Annotated in this window: 19 protein-coding genes and 1 riboswitch; of the genes, 11 read left to right on the forward strand and 8 right to left on the reverse strand. The window is 54.0% G+C overall.

All coding sequences use genetic code 11. The features are described from left to right. Positions 1-48: 48 nt before the first annotated feature. The 3 genes from rpoD to rpsU all read right to left on the reverse strand — a co-directional run bounded on the left by rpoD (position 49) and on the right by rpsU (position 4,181). The gene (rpoD, locus tag O9K67_RS03350) at positions 49-1,896 is read right to left on the reverse strand and encodes an RNA polymerase sigma factor RpoD (RefSeq protein WP_061493086.1); all 1,848 of its coding nucleotides are present in this window, start codon (positions 1,894-1,896) and stop codon (positions 49-51) included. Positions 1,897-2,053: 157 nt separating this feature from the next. Further along, entirely contained in the window at positions 2,054-3,799 is a 1,746-nt protein-coding gene (gene dnaG / locus O9K67_RS03355; RefSeq protein WP_061493087.1) for a DNA primase, read from the reverse strand. 166 nt (positions 3,800-3,965) lie between these two features. Beyond that, on the reverse strand, positions 3,966-4,181 hold the full coding sequence (rpsU, locus tag O9K67_RS03360) for a 30S ribosomal protein S21 (protein WP_001144069.1): 216 nt from the start codon (positions 4,179-4,181) through the stop codon (positions 3,966-3,968). A gap of 237 nt (positions 4,182-4,418) precedes the next feature. On the opposite strand from rpsU, the gene tsaD reads away from it, so the two are divergent. After that, positions 4,419-5,432 (forward strand): tRNA (adenosine(37)-N6)-threonylcarbamoyltransferase complex transferase subunit TsaD, encoded by a 1,014-nt coding sequence (gene tsaD / locus O9K67_RS03365; RefSeq protein WP_061493088.1) that lies wholly within the window; start codon positions 4,419-4,421, stop codon positions 5,430-5,432. Positions 5,433-5,474: 42 nt separating this feature from the next. On the opposite strand, the gene plsY is transcribed toward tsaD, so the two are convergent. Continuing rightward, complete coding sequence (gene plsY, locus O9K67_RS03370; RefSeq protein ID WP_061493089.1) at positions 5,475-6,086, reverse strand: glycerol-3-phosphate 1-O-acyltransferase PlsY; 612 nt, start codon at positions 6,084-6,086, stop codon at positions 5,475-5,477. A 163-nt stretch (positions 6,087-6,249) separates the two neighbouring features. On the opposite strand from plsY, the gene folB reads away from it, so the two are divergent. Both folB and bacA read left to right on the forward strand, forming a co-directional pair. Then, complete coding sequence (gene folB, locus O9K67_RS03375; protein ID WP_061493090.1) at positions 6,250-6,618, forward strand: bifunctional dihydroneopterin aldolase/7,8-dihydroneopterin epimerase; 369 nt, start codon at positions 6,250-6,252, stop codon at positions 6,616-6,618. A 107-nt stretch (positions 6,619-6,725) separates the two neighbouring features. Continuing rightward, positions 6,726-7,544, forward strand: a complete 819-nt coding sequence (gene bacA, locus O9K67_RS03380; RefSeq protein WP_061493091.1) for an undecaprenyl-diphosphate phosphatase — start codon at positions 6,726-6,728, stop codon at positions 7,542-7,544. 11 nt (positions 7,545-7,555) lie between these two features. On the opposite strand, the gene O9K67_RS03385 is transcribed toward bacA, so the two are convergent. Together O9K67_RS03385 and O9K67_RS03390 are read right to left on the reverse strand one after the other, a co-directional pair. Next, positions 7,556-8,797 carry a multifunctional CCA addition/repair protein gene (locus O9K67_RS03385; RefSeq protein WP_061493092.1) on the reverse strand — a complete coding sequence of 414 codons (1,242 nt, stop codon included), beginning with the start codon at positions 8,795-8,797 and terminating at the stop codon, positions 7,556-7,558. A gap of 66 nt (positions 8,798-8,863) precedes the next feature. Then, on the reverse strand, positions 8,864-9,478 hold the full coding sequence (locus O9K67_RS03390) for a TIGR04211 family SH3 domain-containing protein (RefSeq protein WP_061493093.1): 615 nt from the start codon (positions 9,476-9,478) through the stop codon (positions 8,864-8,866). Positions 9,479-9,717: 239 nt separating this feature from the next. On the opposite strand from O9K67_RS03390, the gene O9K67_RS03395 reads away from it, so the two are divergent. The 3 genes from O9K67_RS03395 to hldE are packed head-to-tail and all read left to right on the forward strand — an operon-like array spanning position 9,718 to position 15,362. Beyond that, positions 9,718-11,019: a CYTH domain-containing protein gene (locus O9K67_RS03395; RefSeq protein WP_061493094.1), complete on the forward strand. Its 1,302-nt coding sequence runs from the start codon at positions 9,718-9,720 to the stop codon at positions 11,017-11,019. 16 nt (positions 11,020-11,035) lie between these two features. Further along, on the forward strand, positions 11,036-13,885 hold the full coding sequence (glnE, locus tag O9K67_RS03400) for a bifunctional [glutamate--ammonia ligase]-adenylyl-L-tyrosine phosphorylase/[glutamate--ammonia-ligase] adenylyltransferase (RefSeq protein WP_061493095.1): 2,850 nt from the start codon (positions 11,036-11,038) through the stop codon (positions 13,883-13,885). Positions 13,886-13,931: 46 nt separating this feature from the next. Beyond that, positions 13,932-15,362 carry a bifunctional D-glycero-beta-D-manno-heptose-7-phosphate kinase/D-glycero-beta-D-manno-heptose 1-phosphate adenylyltransferase HldE gene (gene hldE / locus O9K67_RS03405; RefSeq protein WP_061493096.1) on the forward strand — a complete coding sequence of 477 codons (1,431 nt, stop codon included), beginning with the start codon at positions 13,932-13,934 and terminating at the stop codon, positions 15,360-15,362. A 42-nt stretch (positions 15,363-15,404) separates the two neighbouring features. Here the strand turns inward: hldE and ubiK are convergent, their stop codons facing one another. Then, complete coding sequence (gene ubiK / locus O9K67_RS03410) at positions 15,405-15,701, reverse strand: ubiquinone biosynthesis accessory factor UbiK (protein WP_061493097.1); 297 nt, start codon at positions 15,699-15,701, stop codon at positions 15,405-15,407. A gap of 122 nt (positions 15,702-15,823) precedes the next feature. Further along, positions 15,824-15,973, forward strand: a riboswitch (FMN riboswitch). 105 nt (positions 15,974-16,078) lie between these two features. On the opposite strand from ubiK, the gene ribB reads away from it, so the two are divergent. Then, entirely contained in the window at positions 16,079-16,732 is a 654-nt protein-coding gene (gene ribB, locus O9K67_RS03415) for a 3,4-dihydroxy-2-butanone-4-phosphate synthase (RefSeq protein ID WP_061493098.1), read from the forward strand. A 240-nt stretch (positions 16,733-16,972) separates the two neighbouring features. Beyond that, the gene (locus O9K67_RS03420) at positions 16,973-17,146 is read left to right on the forward strand and encodes a hypothetical protein (protein WP_071889854.1); all 174 of its coding nucleotides are present in this window, start codon (positions 16,973-16,975) and stop codon (positions 17,144-17,146) included. A 34-nt stretch (positions 17,147-17,180) separates the two neighbouring features. Here the strand turns inward: O9K67_RS03420 and zupT are convergent, their stop codons facing one another. Next, positions 17,181-17,957 (reverse strand): zinc transporter ZupT, encoded by a 777-nt coding sequence (gene zupT, locus O9K67_RS03425; protein ID WP_061493099.1) that lies wholly within the window; start codon positions 17,955-17,957, stop codon positions 17,181-17,183. Positions 17,958-18,153: 196 nt separating this feature from the next. On the opposite strand from zupT, the gene ygiD reads away from it, so the two are divergent. The 3 genes from ygiD (at position 18,154) to O9K67_RS03440 (ending at position 20,829) form a co-directional block, all read left to right on the forward strand. Then, entirely contained in the window at positions 18,154-18,942 is a 789-nt protein-coding gene (gene ygiD, locus O9K67_RS03430; protein ID WP_061493100.1) for a 4,5-DOPA-extradiol-dioxygenase, read from the forward strand. Positions 18,943-19,262: 320 nt separating this feature from the next. Then, a complete protein-coding gene (locus O9K67_RS03435) occupies positions 19,263-20,240 on the forward strand; it encodes a TRAP transporter substrate-binding protein (protein ID WP_061493101.1) in 978 nt (325 codons plus the stop codon). Between the two features lie 79 nt (positions 20,241-20,319). After that, on the forward strand, positions 20,320-20,829 hold the full coding sequence (locus O9K67_RS03440) for a TRAP transporter small permease (protein WP_061493102.1): 510 nt from the start codon (positions 20,320-20,322) through the stop codon (positions 20,827-20,829). Positions 20,830-20,832 lie beyond the last annotated feature (3 nt).

The raw sequence follows: 20,832 nt of genomic DNA on the forward strand, positions 1-20,832 counted from the left end.
AAAAAGGCTTCCATCGCTGGAAGCCTTTTAGCATTACGGCATAACAACTTAATCGTCGAGGAAGCTACGCAGCACTTCAGAACGGCTCGGGTGGCGCAGTTTGCGCAGCGCCTTCGCTTCGATCTGACGGATACGTTCGCGGGTAACGTCAAACTGTTTACCCACTTCTTCCAGCGTGTGGTCGGTATTCATGTCAATACCAAAGCGCATACGCAGGACTTTCGCTTCACGGGCGGTCAGGCCAGCCAGAACATCGTGCGTGGCAGCGCGCAGGCTCTCAGTCGTGGCAGAATCCAGCGGCAGCTCGAGGGTGGTATCCTCAATGAAATCGCCCAGATGCGAATCTTCATCATCACCAATCGGTGTTTCCATGGAGATAGGCTCTTTGGCGATTTTGAGCACTTTGCGGATTTTGTCTTCCGGCATCAGCATGCGCTCAGCCAGCTCTTCCGGCGTCGGTTCACGCCCCATTTCCTGCAGCATCTGGCGGGAGATACGGTTGAGCTTATTGATGGTCTCAATCATATGCACCGGAATACGGATGGTACGCGCCTGATCCGCGATAGAGCGGGTGATCGCCTGACGGATCCACCAGGTTGCATAGGTGGAGAACTTATAGCCGCGGCGGTATTCAAACTTGTCTACCGCTTTCATCAGACCGATGTTGCCTTCCTGAATCAGATCGAGGAACTGCAGACCGCGGTTGGTGTATTTCTTGGCGATAGAGATAACCAGACGCAGGTTCGCTTCTACCATCTCTTTCTTCGCACGGCGGGCTTTCGCTTCGCCGATGGACATGCGACGGTTGATGTCTTTAACCTGCTCGATGGTCAGGCCGGTTTCTTCTTCGATCTGTTGCAACTTCAGCAGTGCGCGTTGTACTTCTTCCGTCACTTCATGCAGTTTTTCCGACCACGGTTTGTTCATGGCCAACGCAGCGTTGAACCAGGTTTCGCTGGTTTCATTGCCGGTGAACAACGTAATGAAGTTCTTCTTCGGCATTTTGCACTGCTCAACGCACAGCTTCATGATGATGCGTTCCTGGGTACGCACGCGATCCATCATGGTGCGCATGCTGTTAACCAGGTAGTCGAACTGTTTTGGTACCAGACGGAACTGCTTGAACACTTCAGACAGCTTCAGGATCTCTTCCTGAGCGGCAGCGTGGCTGCGGCCTTTTGCTTTGATGGTGTCGCGGGTCAGTTCGTACTGGGTACGCAGTTCGGCGAATTTCTCGCGCGCCAGCTCCGGGTCGATGCTGTTATCGTCATCGCTGTTATCGTCGCTGTCATCTTCGTCTTCATCATCGTCATCGTCGTCCATCTCCTCGCTGGAGAGTTCAGAACCGACGTGGGTCGCCGTAGGCGCCATGTCTTCTTCCGCATTGGGATCGACGAAACCGGTGATCAGATCAGACAGACGCGCTTGCTCTGCTTCAACGCGGTCGTATTGTTCCAGCAGATAAGTAATGGCTTCCGGGTACTCGGCAACGGAGCACTGAACCTGGTTAATCCCGTCTTCGATACGTTTAGCGATGTCGATTTCGCCTTCGCGGGTCAGCAGTTCAACGGTACCCATTTCGCGCATGTACATACGCACCGGGTCGGTTGTCCGCCCGATTTCAGACTCAACGCTGGAAAGTACCTGCGCAGCAGCTTCTTCCGCATCTTCGTCGGTGTTGTTGGAGTTTTCAGCCAGCAACAGATCATCGGCATCCGGTGCTTCTTCCATCACCTGGATGCCCATATCGTTGATCATTTGGATGATGTCTTCGATCTGATCGGAGTCGACGATATCTTCCGGCAGATGGTCATTGACCTCGGCATAGGTCAGATAGCCTTGCTCCTTACCACGGGTGACAAGAAGCTTCAGCTGTGACTGCGGGTTTTGCTCCATAAGACGGTATCCACACTTAAATTCATGAGGGTTGGTGTCGGTCGGCGAAATAAACCGCCAACATTTAACGCGAGGGTGTATTTATATTTTTGCCGCTGGCCCTCATCGCGGCTGTCGGGATCTACCCGAACGATTATCGGCACTTAAGCCGTTGAATTCACTTTTTCGCCAGTTCCTGGTTTAACTGCCAGAGCTCCCGGCGTTCTTCGCTGCTTAAACCGTGTGTGCGATCGCGAGCTATCAACTCTTCTTGTCGCCGTTCAAGCATCGAATCAAACATATGATTGAGTGCGTCGGTGAACGTTTTTTCCGCAATGTCCTTATCTGCTATATCGTCCCACATTGACAGTTTTTCAAGTGTTGCGGCCTCTTTTGTGCCGCGGTAATGTTCCAACAACTGCCCGGTGGTCAGTCCTGGCTGTGACAAACAAGTGTTGACCAGTTCTGCAAATAAGCCAAGCCCAGGTAGTCTGGATTGATCCAGGCCGGTGAGTGGAGGCACCGCTGGCGCCAGCTCCGGGTTCTGGATCAATAGCCCTATCAGTATACGCATGGTTGTGCGTTTTAGCTGAGGAGCGGGGCGGACCACGCTGTTTTCCGCCTGTTTTGGCATTAATCGATCAAGCTGTGCATCATCGAAAATACCAATCTTATTACCCAACATTTGGCGCAACTGGATGCGCAATGTTTCGCCCGGCACCTGGTTGATTAACGGCAGCGCCAGCGCGGCCAACTGCGTTGTACCGTCCGGCGTGGTTAAATCTGCCTGTGGCAACAGGCTGTTAAACAGAAACGTGGAGAGCGGCTGAGCCTGCTCCATCCGCGCTTCAAACGCCTCTTTACCTTCTTTACGCACCAGCGTGTCCGGATCTTCACCGTCCGGCAAAAACATAAAACGTAGCTGGCGACCGTCGCTCATATACGGCAGCGCCGTTTCCAGCGCTCGCCATGCGGCATCGCGACCTGCACGGTCGCCGTCGTAACAGCAGATGACGTTTTTCGTCACCCTGAACAGCAACTGGATATGATCCGCCGTTGTCGACGTTCCCAGCGAGGCTACCGCGTAGTTGATGCCATACTGTGCCAGCGCCACCACGTCCATATAGCCTTCGACGACTAACAGTCGCTGCGGTTCATCGTTATCCTGCTGCGCTTCATACAGGCCATACAGCTGGCGGCCTTTATGAAAAATATCGGTTTCCGGTGAGTTCAGGTATTTGGGCGTATCATTACCTAATACACGCCCGCCAAAACCAATCACCCGGCCACGCTTATCGCGAATGGGGAACATGACCCGCTCGCGAAAGCGATCGTAACTGCGTCCCTGATCGTTCGTTACCAGCATACCTGCGTCGATCAGCGATTGGCGGTTCTCGCTGTTGCCGCCAAAACGCTTTAACACGTTGTCCCAGCCGGGTGGGGCGTAACCAATAGCGAACCGCGCAATGATGTCGCTGCTCAAACCACGCTTTTGTAGATACTGGCGCGCAGGTTCAGCGGCAGGTTGCGTCAGAGATTGCTGATAAAATGCGTTCAGGCCGTCCATCAGTTGATAGAGCGTTTGCCGTTGATGGCGCTCAATCAGACTTGGCCCGCTGCCTGCTTCGAAAGGCACTTCAAGGTTGTGCATGGCCGCCAGTTCTTCGACGCTTTCGACGAACTCGAGCTTGTCGTAGTTCATTAAGAAGTCGAGAGCGTTACCGTGCGCGCCGCAACCAAAGCAGTGGTAAAACTGTTTTTCACCATTTACGGTGAAAGAGGGGGTTTTTTCGTTATGGAATGGACAGCACGCGTGGTAGTTCTTGCCCTGCTTTTTCAGCTTTACACGCGCGTCGATGAGATCGACGATGTCGGTGCGCGCCAGCAGGTCATTGATAAAAACACGTGGGATTCGTCCAGCCATAGGCCCCGTTTATTTATATTCGTTGTCGTTCAGGTCGCTGTGATGCAACCGGAAGTCCGTAGAATATGTCTGCTTATAAACGAAAATAAGCCGCGCATTCCTTTCGGAAGCACGGCCTTACAACTACAACTCGGTCTGCAATTGAGGGCGATGCGCCCTCAACAGATTAGTACAGACGAGTACGGCGTGCGTTTTCGCGAGCCAGTTTCTTCGCGTGACGTTTCACAGCGGATGCTTTAGCGCGTTTACGTTCGGTAGTCGGTTTTTCATAGAATTCACGACGACGAACTTCCGCCAGAACACCTGCTTTCTCGCAGGAACGCTTGAAGCGACGCAGAGCTACGTCGAACGGCTCGTTTTCACGTACTTTAATTACCGGCATGTGCCTCTCACCTTTGATTAAATCGGTTTGCCGCTGGCGTTCACGCCAGCTTATTTCAAAATGGTGCGGAATTTTACTGCAACTACTGTTGCTTTGTAAAGCACCTCCGCCCTTTTTGAAAGGGACTTTCATAAGGGTGGGGAGTATACACGAACTCCTCACCTGGGGTGAGCAAAGTTTTACATCGACCCGCATTCGCCCTACACTGCGCGGTATTGCAACGAGGTAAAAAGAGCCATGCGCGTACTGGGCATTGAAACATCCTGCGATGAAACCGGCATCGCAATTTATGACGATCAACAAGGGCTTTTAGCCAACCAACTGTATAGTCAGGTAAAACTGCACGCCGATTACGGCGGAGTGGTGCCGGAACTGGCATCCCGCGACCATGTGCGCAAAACCGTACCGCTGATTCAGGCTGCGCTGAAAGAGTCCGGATTAACCGCAAAAGATATTGATGCGGTGGCCTATACTGCCGGTCCGGGGCTGGTTGGCGCGCTGCTGGTCGGCGCGACCGTCGGTCGTTCACTGGCGTTTGCCTGGAATGTTCCGGCTATCCCTGTTCACCATATGGAAGGGCATCTACTGGCGCCGATGCTGGAAGAGAATCCCCCGGCATTCCCCTTTGTCGCTCTGCTGGTTTCCGGCGGTCACACACAATTGATTAGCGTCACGGGCATTGGTCATTATGAACTGCTGGGCGAGTCGATTGATGATGCGGCAGGCGAAGCCTTTGATAAAACGGCGAAACTGCTCGAACTGGATTATCCTGGTGGCCCGATGCTGTCAAAACTCGCATCGCAGGGAACGGCGGGGCGTTTTGTTTTCCCGCGCCCGATGACTGACCGTCCCGGGCTGGATTTCAGTTTCTCCGGTCTGAAAACCTTTGCGGCGAACACCATTCGAAGTAATGGCGACGATGAGCAAACCCGCGCCGACATTGCACGTGCGTTTGAAGATGCAGTGGTCGATACACTGATGATCAAATGCAAGCGCGCGCTGGATCAAACCGGCTTTACGCGCCTTGTCATGGCGGGCGGCGTGAGCGCCAACCGGACCTTGCGCGCAAAACTGGCGGAGATGATGCAAAAGCGTCGCGGTGAGGTCTTTTATGCGCGTCCGGAGTTTTGCACCGACAACGGCGCGATGATTGCTTATGCGGGGATGGTGCGCCTGAAAGTGGGGAATGACGCCGGGCTTGGCGTGACTGTTCGCCCTCGCTGGCCGCTGGCGGAGCTACCTGCGGCGTGATCTATGACAGCCCGGTTGCTATTTGCGCGCCGGGCAACATTCCTACTCTTCCCGTTTTTTCTTTTTGAGCCGGGTCCAGATTTTGGTTTCCTGGCGTCGCCACAGGCGCTGAATATTGTCGTGGTGGCGCAGCAGGATCAGGCACGACAGCATCGCCACCGGGAAAGTGAACTGCGGTTTGAACCACCAGACATAGAATGGGGCAATCAGCGCACTGACAATCGCGCCCAGGGAGGAATAACCGCTTAGCAGCACCGTCAGCAGCCAGGTTCCCGCCATCACACCTGTTAAATCCCAGCCAATTGGCGCTATGGCGCCAAATGCTGTGGCCACACCTTTACCGCCCTGAAACTTAAAGAAAATGGGCCAGATATGCCCAAGACAGGCAGCTATCGCGATGAGGCCTAGCCAGAATGGCGTGATGCCCAGCGCGTATGCGCCCCAGACCGGCAGCATGCCTTTCAATACGTCAAAAATCAGTACCGTTACGGCTGCTCCCTTGCCGCCAATTCTTAATACGTTGGTCGCTCCGGGGTTTCCGGAGCCACTCTCGCGTGGGTCCGGAAGACCCGCGATGCGGCAGACCAGAATTGCGCTGGAAATTGAGCCGCAAAGGTACGCGAGGAAGATCATTCCGGGCGCGATTGCACTCATAACGCTGTTCCGTTGTGAAAATGTCGTTTTATTCTCTGCATCCGTGGATAATACGCATAAATTCCGGAAAGTGGTATCCAGGGAATGCGCAAAATCTGACGGATCGCCAGGAAAGCGGCGGCCTGAAGCAAGAAGTGTGTAACCCAATAGCAGGCGAGGTGTAATGGACATCGTATTTATTGAGCAGCTTTCAGTTATCACCACAATTGGTGTTTACGACTGGGAACAGACCATTGAACAGAAGCTGGTGTTCGATATCGAAATGGCGTGGGATAACCGCAAAGCCGCTAAAAGCGATGATGTGAAGGATTGCCTGAGCTATGCCGATATCGCCGATGTGATTGTCGGTCATGTTGAAGGCGGGCGTTTTGCACTGGTGGAGCGTGTGGCGGAAGAGGTTGCAGACCTGCTGCTGGCGCGCTTTCAGTCGCCGTGGGTGCGCATCAAACTCAGCAAACCAGGCGCGGTCGCGCGCGCGCTAAACGTAGGCGTGATCATTGAGCGTGGCTTAAATCCGAAAGAAAGTATTTAAATTCATAATAATTAAACCAAGCGCTAGTATTCAGGTCATAGATAACGGCATTTTCGGCTTCTCTGCGGGGTAAGCCGTTTTTTATAGCTTTCTTAGGGGTTTATTTGATGGGCGATATGCATTCGTTGCTGGTGGCAGCCATTCTGGGTGTCGTTGAAGGGCTTACCGAATTTCTGCCGGTCTCCAGTACCGGCCATATGATTATCGTAGGGCATTTACTGGGATTTGAGGGCGATACGGCAAAAACCTTTGAGGTGGTGATTCAGCTGGGGTCGATTCTGGCGGTTGTGGTGATGTTCTGGCGACGCCTGTTTGGTTTAATTGGTATTCATTTCGGTCATCAGCCCCATGAAGGCACCGGTACAGGCCGCTTGACACTGGGGCATATTCTGCTCGGCATGGTTCCGGCCGTGGTGCTCGGGCTGGTCTTCCACGATACCATCAAGTCGCTGTTTAACCCGCTGACCGTGACCTATGCGTTGGTGGTGGGTGGTGTACTGTTGATTGCCGCAGAAGTTCTGAAACCTAAGGTTCCGCGCGCGGAAGGGGTTGATGATATTACCTATCGTCAGGCCTTTATGATTGGCTGCTTCCAGTGCCTGGCGCTGTGGCCGGGCTTCTCCCGTTCCGGCGCCACCATTTCCGGCGGGATGTTGATGGGAGTAAGCCGTTACGCGGCGTCTGAGTTTTCGTTCCTGCTGGCAGTGCCCATGATGATGGGGGCCACGGTGCTGGATCTCTATAAAAGTATGGGGTTCCTCACGACCGGTGATATCCCGATGTTCGCCGTTGGCTTTATTACAGCGTTCATTGTGGCGCTGATTGCCATCAAAACCTTCCTGCACGTGATTAAACGTATCTCGTTTATCCCCTTCGCGATTTACCGTTTTATCGTCGCTGCGGTTGTCTATCTGGTCTTTTTATAAGCGTTGCGCCCTCACTCTTTCGGCTGAGGGCAACGCTGCTCTTTCCAGTGTGCAAGGGCTGCTATCCGTCTACGGGTCAGCTCTTCGCGCACTTCCGCGCCTTTAAAACCCGCATCAATCACCGCTTTGGTTGGCACCGCACGCGCCACTTCCCAGGCTTCACGCAATAAACGCCCCTGCGGATAATCGCTGGCTTCAAACCCGGTACGACCGCGCACATCTGCCTCACTGGTCAGCGCGATTTGCTCGACGCGGTGCGGCTTACGCCAGGCGTCGATAGAATCAAACAATTTCACGATGGTTTTGGGCAACAGGATCGGGAAGGTGTGGATCAGATCGTGAAACTCCGCCACCAGTTTTGCCAGGTCGCGGATGTCATTAGGAACGCGAAGCCGTTTACACAGCCCTTCTACCAATTTTACGCCAGCCGGGCCATGACCATGATGTCGTGGCCACAGCTCTTTGGGGGTTAACCCTTTGCCCAGATCGTGGCACAACGTGGCAAAACGCACATCCACGTCTGGGCTGAGCATGGCCGCCATTGTCAGCGTCATCAGTGTATGCACGCCCGTATCGATTTCCGGATGCCATTTCGCGGGCGCGGGAACACCATACAGCGCGTCCACTTCCGGGAATAAAACGGCCAGCGCGCCGCAATCCCGCAGTACCTGGAAGTAGACCTGCGGGTTACGGGTGCGCAATGCATTTTCCGTCTCTTGCCATACGCGTTCGGTGGTCAAATGCGCCAGTTCACCCTCGTCTGTCATGGCGCGCATCAGCGCCATGGTCTCATCGGCAATGCGAAAACTGAGATGCGCATAGCGGGCAGCAAAGCGCGCAACGCGCAGAACGCGTAAAGGATCTTCGCCAAAGGCGGGGGAGACATGGCGCAGGACCCGATTGTGCAGATCTCGCTGACCATTGAAAGGATCGATGATGTTGCCGTTTTCATCCTGTGCGAGGGCGTTAACGGTTAAGTCGCGGCGCAGCAAATCTTGCTCAAGCGTAACGTCTGGTGCCGCATGGACAGTGAATCCTGTATAGCCGACGCCCGATTTGCGCTCGGTGCGTGCCAGGGCATACTCTTCGTGGCTTTTCGGGTGCAGGAACACAGGAAAATCACGGCCTACCTGTTGGTAGCCCGCGTTGAGCATCTCTTCCGGCGTGGCGCCGACTACCACCCAGTCTCTGTCTTTGACTGGCAGGCCTAACAACGTATCGCGTACTGCACCACCGACCAGATAACTCTTCACCCGCCACTCCTCTCACTTATTTTGCCGACAGATAATACGTAAGTGTAGAGAAGATGGCTAATGTGCTTAGTTCATCCAGCGATCTTTGCGTTTGCGGGTGGGGATCATATGCGGCAACACCAGGCCCAGTAACAGGCCTGCGCCCAGCACGCCGCCGCCATACATAAACCATTGCATAATGATGGTGCGCTGTTTGTCATCCAGTTGCAGATTGGCGGCATTCACTTTTTTTTGCGCCACAATTAACTCGTTTTTGAGTTTCTGATTTTCATCTTTCAGGCTGCTAATGACCCCATCGCTCTGCGCGACTTTCTGCTGCATCTCGGCAGTGCGCTGGTTCCAGGTATTGTCGATATTGTTGAGTTTATCGGTCAGCGTTTTGACCTGGTTTTCCAGTTCCGGTACGCGGGTGCGCAGGCTGGGCTGGGTATTCAGTTCTTTGAGAGGGATCCACGCGGTACGCCCGGTGCTATCGCGCACCTGACCATAATCGCTATTGGATTGCAGCAGGGTCACTTCCTCGCCGGCATTCACCGTGCCCACAAGGCGGTAATTATCTCCCGGTCCGCTACGGACCCAGGTATTCAGTTCGTCGGAAACATAACGTTTTTCCTCAGCGTGGGTTCCCAGGGACACGCTAAGCGCAAATAAGGTCAATCCAATCAGGCGTAATTTTGGCATCAGGTAGTCGTTATTTCCATTGGACGTGAAGGGTCAACAGTGACCACAGTCTGACGATACCCTGCTGTTGGCATCAATCGGAATCTTCCGGGTCAAACTGCGCACTTATGCGAACTTTTGCTCCAGCCAGTTTGCGCATTGCATGGCAATTTGGCGCAAAATACTATCTACTGACAAACATCGGGCGCGTTAGTTCGCCGAAATTTTCACTGATGTGACATAACCATAAGTGCAAGGCCATGGCTCAGGAAATCGAATTAAAGTTTATCGTGAATAGCGACAGCGTGGAAACGCTTCGCCAACATCTCCATACGCTGACCGACGAACATGTCGCACCCAGCCAGCTACTGAACATCTATTATGAAACGCCGGACAACTGGCTGCGTGGCCACGATATGGGGCTGCGTATTCGCGGTTTTGACGGCAAATATGAGATGACGATGAAAATCGCCGGTCGGGTGATCGGCGGTTTACATCAACGCCCGGAATACAACATTCCGCTGGAAAAAGCCGAGCTTGACCTGGCGCGTTTCCCGGCAGAAGTGTGGCCGGAAGGCTCTCTGCCTGCTGACTTACAGGCGCAGACTCACCCGCTGTTTAGCACCGATTTCTGGCGCGAAAAATGGCTGGTGACCGTGGGCGACAGTCGCATTGAGATTGCTCTTGATTTAGGCGAAGTCAAAGCCGGTGAATTTGCCGAGCCGATTTGCGAACTGGAGCTTGAACTGCTGAGTGGCGATCCATCGGATATCCTTAAGCTGGCGCGCCAGCTCGTCACGCTCTCAGGGTTACGTCAGGGAAGTCTGAGCAAAGCGGCGCGCGGTTATCATCTGGCGCAGGGCAATACGCCACGTGAAATTCACCCGACGCCGATTCTGCAACCAGTAGCGAAAGCCAGCGTAGAGCAGGGTTTCGCCGCCGCGCTGGAGCTGGCGCTGTCGCAATGGCAGTACCACGAAGAGTTATGGATCCGGGGGAATAACCGCGCAAAAGACGATGTACTGCGCGCCATTGCGCTGCTGCGTCATACTCTGGTGCTGTTTGGCGGTATTGTGCCGCGTAAAGCGAGCGCTCACTTACGTGATTTACTGACGCAAGCTGAAGCCACCATCACCTCTGCGGTCTCCGCCGAGACAGCCGTCTGGAGCACGCCATCAGCCATGGCAAAACTGGTGCTGACAGAATGGTTGGTGAGCCAAGGCTGGCGTGCTTTCCTGGATGAAAAAGCACAGGCGAAGTTTGCCGATTCGTTTAAACGCTTTGCGGATGTTCACCTCTCGCGCACCGCCGCTGAGCTGAAAAAAACGTTTGCTCAACCGCTTGGCGACAGCTATCGCGACCAGTTGCCGCGCCTGGCGCGGGATATCGACAGCGCGTTGCTGCTGGCCGGTTTTTACGATCGCGCACTGGCGATTGAATGGCTGGAAAATTGGCAAGGGCTGTATCACGCCATTGAAACCCGCCAAATCATCGAAATTGAACATTTCCGTAATACCGCCATTAACCAGCCACCGTTCTGGTTACACAGCGGGAAACGCTAACTAAAGGATATTTCGGATGTCGCACGCCTCACCGTTATCGCAACACTGGCAGACGGTACTCACTCGTCTGCCGGAATCCTTAGCTGCGAAGCCACTAAGCACACAGGCGCAGTCAGTGCTCACTTTTAGTGACTTTGTTCAGGATGCGATCATCGCGCATCCGGCGTGGTTAGCGGAGCTTGAAAGCGCGCCGCCGCAGGCTGACGAGTGGCGGCACTATGCCTCCATGTTGCAAAGCGTGTTGCAGGACGTTGCGGATGAAGCATCGCTGATGCGGGCATTGCGGCAGTTTCGCCGCCGCGTAATGGTGCGTATTGCCTGGGCTCAGGCGCTGCGACTGACAGCGGAAGAAGACATTCTTCAGCAGTTAAGCGTGCTGGCGGAAACGCTGATTGTTGCGGCGCGAGACTGGCTCTACGATGCCTGCTGCCGCGAATGGGGCACGCCGTGCAATACGCAGGGTGTTGCGCAGCCGATGCTGGTGCTGGGAATGGGGAAACTCGGCGGCGGCGAACTGAACTTCTCGTCTGATATTGATTTGATTTTTGCCTGGCCGGAAAACGGTGCTACCCGTGGCGGCAGGCGGGAGCTGGATAATGCGCAGTTTTTCACGCGTCTCGGCCAGCGGCTGATTAAAGTGCTCGATCAACCCACGCAGGATGGATTTGTCTACCGCGTGGATATGCGGCTGCGTCCCTTTGGCGACAGCGGCCCGCTGGTGCTCAGCTTTGCCGCGCTGGAGGATTATTACCAGGAGCAGGGGCGCGACTGGGAGCGCTATGCCATGGTCAAAGCGCGGATCATGGGGGATGACGACGGCGATCACGCCAGGGAGTTGCGGGCGATGCTGCGGCCCTTTGTCTTCCGCCGTTATATCGATTTTAGCGTCATTCAGTCGCTGCGTAATATGAAGGGCATGATTGCCCGTGAAGTGCGTCGCCGTGGTTTGAAAGACAACATCAAGCTGGGCGCTGGCGGCATTCGCGAAATCGAATTTATCGTCCAAGTGTTTCAGCTGATCCGCGGTGGTCGCGAACCGGCGCTGCAATCCCGTTCGTTGCTGCCGACGCTGGCGGCAATTGATCAGTTGCGCTTGTTGCCGGAGGGCGAAGCCACCACCCTGCGTGAAGCCTATCTCTGGCTACGCCGGCTGGAAAACCTGCTGCAAAGTATTAATGACGAACAGACACAGACGCTGCCGGGTGATGAACTGAATCGGTCGCGACTCGCCTGGGGAATGGGCGTTCCCGACTGGGAAGCGCTCAGTTGTGCGCTGGAAACCCATATGGCGGCGGTACGACGCATTTTTAATGCGTTGATTGGCGATGATGAAACGGATTCGCCGGAAGATACCCTGTCTGAACACTGGCGCGAACTGTGGCAGGACGCGCTGCAGGAAGATGACACCACACCTGCGCTGGCGCACCTCTCTGATGACGATCGCCATCGCGTGCTGGCGTTGATTGCCGATTTTCGCAAAGAACTTGATAAACGCACCATTGGGCCGCGTGGTCGTCAGGTGCTCGACCATTTGATGCCGCACTTGCTCAGCGATGTGTGCTCGCGTGATGATGCCCCGGTGCCGTTGTCGCGCCTGACGCCGCTACTGACCGGCATTATTACCCGAACGACCTACCTTGAGCTGTTGAGTGAATTCCCCGGTGCGCTGAAGCATTTGATCTCGCTGTGCGCGGCATCGCCGATGGTCGCCAGCCAGTTGGCGCGTTATCCGATACTGCTGGATGAACTGCTCGATCCCAACACGCTGTATCAGCCCACGGCAATGAATGCGTACCGCGATGAGCTGCGGCAATATTTACTGCGCGTGCCTGAAGATGATGAAGAGCAACAGCTCGAAGCGGTGCGCCAGTTTAAACAGGCCCAATTGTTGCGCGTAGCGGCGGCGGACATTGCCGGAACGCTGCCGGTGATGAAGGTGAGCGATCATCTGACCTGGCTGGCAGAAGCGATTATCGATGCGGTGGTGCAGCAGGCGTGGGGGCAAATGGTGGCCCGTTATGGCCAGCCGACGCACCTGCGCGAGCGCGAAGGGCGCGGTTTTGCCGTGGTGGGATACGGTAAGCTGGGGGGCTGGGAACTGGGCTACAGTTCCGATCTCGATCTGGTGTTCTTACATGATTGCCCACCGGATGCCATGACCGATGGCGAACGGGAAATTGATGGTCGTCAGTTTTATCTGCGTCTTGCCCAGCGAGTCATGCACCTGTTCAGCACCCGCACATCGTCCGGCATCCTTTACGAAGTCGACGCCCGTCTGCGCCCATCCGGCGCGGCAGGTATGCTGGTGACGACGACGGAATCGTTCGCGGATTACCAGAAAAACGAAGCCTGGACGTGGGAGCATCAGGCGCTGGCGCGTGCGCGCGTGGTGTACGGCGATCCGCAACTGACCGCCGATTTTGACGCTATTCGTCGCGATATTCTGATGACTCCACGTGACGGGGAGACGTTGCAAACCGAAGTGCGTGAGATGCGGGAAAAGATGCGTGCGCATCTCGGCAACAAACATAAAGATCGCTTCGACCTGAAAGCAGATGAAGGCGGTATTACAGATATCGAGTTTATCGCGCAGTATCTGGTGCTGCGATACGCGCATGACAAACCGAAGCTGACACGCTGGTCGGATAATGTACGCATCCTCGAAGGGCTTGCGCAAAACGGCATTATGGATGAGCAAGAAGCGCTGGCGCTGACGCACGCTTACACCACGCTGCGTGATGAACTGCACCATCTTGCGTTGCAGGAGCTGCCGGGAAATGTCGCGCTCTCTTGTTTTGTCGCTGAGCGCGCTCTGATCAAAGCGAGCTGGGAGAAGTGGCTGGTGGAACCGTGCGCCCACGCGTAAGTGTGGTATTATCGCGCGCAAATTTTGTATCTCTCAGGAGACAGGAATGAAAGTAACGCTGCCAGAGTTTGAACAGGCCGGTGTCATGGTAGTGGGTGATGTGATGCTGGATCGCTACTGGTACGGCCCAACAAGCCGCATTTCTCCGGAAGCGCCAGTACCCGTGGTGAAGGTCGATACGATTGAAGAGCGCCCCGGCGGCGCGGCAAACGTGGCGATGAACATCGCATCGTTGGGTGCTACTGCACGTCTGGTCGGGCTGACCGGTATTGACGATGCGGCGCGGGCGCTCAGTAAGGCGCTGGCGGACGTTAACGTTAAATGCGACTTTGTTTCTGTTCCGACGCATCCGACGATCACCAAGCTGCGCGTGCTTTCCCGCAACCAGCAACTGATCCGTCTCGATTTTGAAGAAGGGTTTGATGGCGTTGACCCGCAACCGATGCACGATCGCATTAGCCAGGCGCTGGGCAACGTTGGCGCGCTGGTGCTGTCTGATTATGCCAAAGGCGCACTGGTCAGCGTCCGGCAGATGATTACGCTTGCGCGCAACGCAGGTGTACCGGTGCTTATCGATCCGAAAGGCACCGATTTCGAACGCTATCGCGGCGCAACGCTGCTGACGCCTAACTTATCCGAGTTCGAGGCCGTCGTGGGTAAATGCAAAAGCGAAGCGGAGATTGTTGAGCGCGGCATGAAATTGATCGCTGACTATGAGCTGTCGGCGCTTCTGGTGACCCGGTCCGAACAGGGCATGACACTGCTGCAACCGGGTAAAGCGCCACTGCATATGCCAACCCAGGCGCAGGAAGTGTATGACGTGACCGGTGCTGGCGATACGGTCATCGGCGTTCTTGCGGCAACGCTGGCGTCGGGCAATTCTCTGGAAGAAGCCTGCTACTTCGCGAACGCGGCGGCGGGTGTGGTGGTCGGTAAACTCGGTACTTCAACCGTGACGCCGATTGAGCTGGAGAACGCGGTGCGTGGTCGTGCGGAAACCGGTTTTGGCGTGATGACGGAAGCGGAGCTGAAAGAGGCTGTTGCTGCAGCGCGTAAGCGTGGTGAGAAAGTCGTGATGACCAATGGCGTTTTCGACATCCTGCATGCCGGGCACGTCTCTTATCTGGCGAATGCGCGGAAACTCGGCGATCGTCTGATTGTTGCGGTGAACAGTGATGCGTCCACTCGACGCCTGAAAGGCGACACCCGTCCGGTGAACCCGCTGGAGCAGCGCATGATTGTGCTGAGCGCGCTGGAAGCGGTGGATTGGGTGGTTTCGTTTGAAGAAGATACGCCGCAGCGTCTGATTGCCGGGATCCTGCCGGATCTGCTGGTAAAAGGCGGTGACTACCAGCCGGAGCAAATTGCCGGTAGCAAAGAGGTCTGGGCCAACGGCGGTGAAGTACTGGTGCTCAACTTTGAAGACGGTTGTTCAACCACCAATATCATCAAAAAAATCCAGAAACAGGGTGATTAAACCCTCTAATAGCGCTCTTTGCCAGGCAAAGAGCGCGTCGTATTACGCGTGATCGTCAACCGGCGGAATAGCAGGCGCGGGTTTCACTTCGGTGTTTTTTCCCTGATTCTCCAGTTCGCTAAGGCGCTGTTCCAGTAAAGCCAGCTTCTCACGTGTGCGCAGCAGCACCTGCGTTTGCACGTCAAACTCTTCACGGCTTACCAGATCGAGGCGGGTTAACTGTGCCTGTAGCGTTTGACGGATCTTCTTCTCAACGTCTTCCCCGAACTCACGGATCCCTTTTGGCATGGATTCGTGAACCTGGCGCGCAATCTGTTCAATTTTTTTCGGGTCAATCATTTTGGGTTCCCTGCTCGGATGGGCTCATGCAGTCATTGTAGTGTGATAACCCCAGGTGATAAACCAGAATTGTTTGAAGCTTATGCATTGCCGAAGGTAATCAATGGCGTTATAGTTATTCCGCTTATTCTCAGGGCGGGGCGAAATTCCCCACCGGCGGTAAATCAGCGTACGCTGAAAGCCCGCGAGCGCTTCAGGTTAATGCCTGAAGGTCAGCAGATCCGGTGTAATTCCGGGGCCGACGGTTAAAGTCCGGATGGGAGAGAGTAACGATACTGCCGGGCATGATGCCCGCTCGCGTTATTTTTTTGCCGCTTTGCGACACTCCTAAGACTGCCCTGATTCTGGTAACCATAACTTTATTGAGGTCTTTTACCATGAATCAGACGCTGCTTTCTTCTTTTGGCACGCCTTTCCAACGTATTGAAAACGCACTCGCCGCACTGCGCGAAGGCCGGGGTGTAATGGTGCTCGATGACGAGGACCGTGAAAACGAAGGCGATATGATTTTCGCCGCCGAAACCATGACCGTTGAGCAGATGGCGCTGACTATCCGTCACGGTAGTGGGATTGTCTGTTTATGCCTGACTGACGAACGCCGTAAACAACTCGATCTGCCCATGATGGTCGAGAACAATACCAGCGCCTATGGCACCGGTTTTACCGTCACTATTGAAGCCGCTCACGGCGTCACCACCGGTGTTTCCGCTGCTGACCGTATTACGACCGTTCGCGCGGCGATTGCAGACGGTGCTAAACCGTCTGACCTGAACCGTCCTGGTCACGTCTTCCCACTGCGGGCGCAACCGGGTGGTGTTCTGACCCGTGGCGGTCATACCGAAGCCACTATCGATTTAGTCACGCTGGCCGGGTTTAAACCGGCGGGTGTGCTGTGTGAATTAACCAATGACGATGGCTCTATGGCCCGTGCGCCGGAGTGCATCGCGTTTGCTAAGCAACACAATATGGCGGTTGTGACGATTGAAGACCTCGTGGCATACCGTCAGGAGCATGAGCGCAAAGCCAGCTAATTGTTGCCGTTAACGCTAAAAATCCGAAGTCGCTGGCTTCGGATTTTTTTTGCCTGTCCTGTATCAAACTTTGTTGCACTTCTCATGCTCACACGTTGAAATCTTAGGCCTCTACTTATAAAGTGGTAATGGCGTTATCTGATGTGAGTAATGGGTTTGAATTCACCTAATCCGTTAAATTAAAAAGATTTTTAATGATTCTGCGTTGTGTTTTTTGCCAAATAGAGTCATGGAGTCGCGATGTTTATTTCCTGGTATTGGCTACTGCTTATTGTTCTGGTCCTCGTTGTCTATATTCATGCGCTTAAACGCAACAATAAAGCCTGTCGCCACGACCGCGATGCGCTATACACAGCTTATCAGCGTGTGCTTGATGAGTTGAAGAAAATCAGCGGTGCCAGGCAGGGCGAGTAGCAGCGCTACCCGTCCATGGTGGCAGGCGGTCGGCTTAACCGCCAATTCCCATCGCCTGAAGGGCGACCAGACTTAATCCCATCACCGACATACCACACAGTACGCCATAGCTCGGGTTATTATTCGGGTCTATTTCTTTTGCCAGGGGCATAAGCTCATCTACAGAAAGCGCAACCATAATCCCCGCGACAGCAGCCATGATTGCAGCCATCACCACCGGTGACACCAGGCTACCGAGGATCAACCACGCCAGTACGCCGCCGATAATTTCCGCCAGACCCGAAATGCCGGCCCAGAAGATAGCAGTACGTTTGGAACCCGTAGCGGCATAGACCGGGCCGGCAACCGCAAGTCCTTCAGGAATATTGTGCAATGCCACCGCAAAAGCGATGCCGAACCCCAACTCCAGATCGTTGCTGGCGGTGACATACGTGGCGATCCCTTCCGGAAAGTTATGCAGACTGATACCGAGCGTCAGCAGAATGGCGGTACGGCGGATGCCGCGCGGGAAGCTGTGTTGTGTACCCTGCATTAAGTCCTGCGGGTGGGCGTGAGGCAGCATGCGATCCAGCGCAAAGTAACCCAGCAACCCGACAACAAACATGCCATAGCCCAGCATGGGCGACATATTCTCTGTTGCCAGCGCGGCGGGAAGCATCTCCATCAGCGAGATGAGCAACATAATTCCGGCGGCAAAACCAAGCGAAAACGCCAGTACGCGATTAGAGGGTTTCTGGCCTAACACGCCGAGGATCGCGCCAATAAAGGTGGCAGCGCCTGCCAGTAAGGTCAGGATTAGGGGCACTGACATGCATAACTCCTTTATGATAATGATTCTCATTAATGTATGTTTTCACGTTGCGAAAAGCGAGGCGGGCGCGCCATCTTTACGCATTCCTTACATTCAAAATTACTGAAGATCTTCATCATGGTTATCAGAGTTCTTCGTCTACTGAAAAGGCGTAATGTAGTGCTATCAAATTGTCACACTCTGTAAGGATATCACCATGTCAGCACCCCGTATGCCAGCGCTGTTTTTGGGCCACGGTAGTCCAATGAATGTTCTGGAAGATAACATTTATACCCGTGCCTGGGGGGAACTGGGCGAAACACTGCCGCGCCCGAAAGCGATTGTAGTGGTATCCGCCCACTGGTTTACGCGTGGCACGGGCGTGACGGCGATGGAAGCACCGAAAACGATCCATGATTTTGGCGGTTTCCCGCAGGCGCTGTATGACACGCATTATCCGGCGCCGGGTTCACCAGAATTAGCACAGCATTTGGTTGAACTGTTGGCACCGGTGCCGGTGGTGCTCGACAAAGAAGCCTGGGGTTTCGACCACGGTTCATGGGGAGTATTAATAAAAATGTACCCCAATGCGGATATCCCGATGGTGCAACTGAGTGTGGACAGCACTAAACCCGCAGCATGGCATCTTGAGATGGGGCGTAAACTGGCGACGTTGCGTGACGAGGGCATTATGCTGGTTGCCAGTGGTAACGTCGTGCACAACTTGAGAACAGCGCGTTGGCACGGTGAGAATACGCCATACCCGTGGGCAACGTCGTTCAATGACTTTGTGAAAGAGAATCTGACCTGGCAGGGACCGGCTGAGCAACATCCGCTGGTCAACTACCTTGACCATGAAGGCGGTTCGTTATCGAACCCGACGCCGGAGCACTTCTTGCCACTGTTGTACGTACTTGGCGCGTGGGACGGTAAAGAGCCAGTATCGATCCCGGTTGATGGCATTGAGATGGGCTCTCTCAGCATGCTTTCCGTTCAGGTTGGTTAACCCAATGGCGCGTAATGCGCCATTTTTGTTTGTGCTTTCATCCCGAAAGTAGAGAAATACGAGGTGGATCTCAAAAAACGGATACTGAAATGCCGTTTTTTTGAAAATAAAAAGATGTTCGCTGCAAAAATGAAACGCTGTGCTGAATTTAGCAATTTTTTGTGAACAGCATCGTCGCAATAACGCCATCGAGTGACTACTCTTCAGAGTGTCTACTGTCTCAGATATACCCATAAAAAACGTTTACCGTAATACCACGAACGCCTTGTTCGCGGTCGACCTTTTTTTCTAAAAATCAGACCCTCTGGAGACACGGAAATATGAACTCAGCAAAAACCTTACTGAAAGTATGTATTAGTTCCGCTCTGTTGTTTATCTCCCACGCCTCTTTAGCTCAGACCTTCCGCGCAGCTGACGTCCATCCTGCTGACTATCCTAATGTTGTTGCTGTTAAGCATATGGGAGAGAAGTTAAGCGCAGCGACAAACGGACGACTGGATATTAAAACGTTTCCTGGCGGCGTATTAGGTGACGAAAAACAGGTGATTGAACAAGCGCAGATTGGCGCAATTGATATTATTCGCGTATCGATGACGCCGGTGGCGGCGATACTCCCCGAGATTAATGTCTTTACGCTGCCCTATATTTTCCGCGATGAAGATCATATGCACAAAGTGCTCGATGGGATGATTGGCCAGGAAATTGGTGGTCGTTTGTCTGACAGCAGTAAATCCCGATTGATCTTTCTTGGCTGGATGGATGCCGGTACGCGTAATTTAATCACCAAAGCGCCGGTAAACAATGCTGAGGATCTAAAAGGAATGAAGATCCGTGTTCAGGGCAGTCCAATCGCACTCGATACGCTGAAGGCAATGGGGGCGAACTCCGTGGCTATGGGGGTGAGCGAAGTGTTTAGCGGTATGCAGACCGGGGTGATTGATGGTACGGAAAACAACCCACCGACTTTTGTTGCGCATAATTATCTTCCGGTTGTCAAAAATTACACCTGGAGCAAACACTTTATTATTCCTGAGCTGTTTTTATTCTCTAAGCCGAAATGGGATAAATTGAAAAAAGAGGATCAGGAATTAATTCTTAAACTGGCGAAAGAGGCTCAGGTTGAGCAGCGGGCATTGTGGAAAACGTATAATGAAAAATCCCTGGAGGCGATGAAAGCCGGAGGTGTGAAATTTCACGATATCGATACAGCCGTCTTTTATAAAGCCACTCAACCGGTTCGCGATAAATATGGAAAAGAACACCAGGATTTAATTACCCGGATTCAGCAAGTGCAATAACGTTTAACGGGCAGGGGCGGCCTTGCCCAAATAACGTGTTTCCGTATTGCTGTTTTCAATCTTCTCCGGGGAAACAATTATGGGTGAACGCTATTCGATATTGATGGATATTCTTTACCGGGTTTCAATGTGGGTTGCCGGGCTGGCGCTGTTAATTATGGTTGCCATTATTCCTGTGGGGATTTTTGCCCGCTATGTGATGAACAGTGCGTTGTCCTGGCCGGAACCGGTGGCCATTATCTGCATGGTGACATTTACCTTCGTCGGTGCAGCCGTGAGTTACCGTGCGGGGTCGCATATCGCTGTCAGCATGGTAACGGATCGCCTGAGCGAACCTGCGCGCAAAGCCTGCTCCATTGTGGCGGATCTGATGTTGATGGCTATCAGCCTGTTTATTCTCTGGTATAGCAGCGCGTTGTGTGCGGAGTTGTGGGAACAGCCGGTGGCGGAATTCCCGCTGTTCACCGCAGGTGAGAGCTACCTGCCGCTTCCTGTCGGTTCGGCGATTACTCTCCTGTTTATTATCGAGAAGATGCTTTTTGGCGCGCAGTACCACCGCCAGGTGGTACTGCTGGGTTCGTCGAGCTGATCC

This window comes from Kosakonia oryzendophytica, assembly GCF_027886705.1.
Taxonomy (GTDB): domain Bacteria; phylum Pseudomonadota; class Gammaproteobacteria; order Enterobacterales; family Enterobacteriaceae; genus Kosakonia; species Kosakonia oryzendophytica.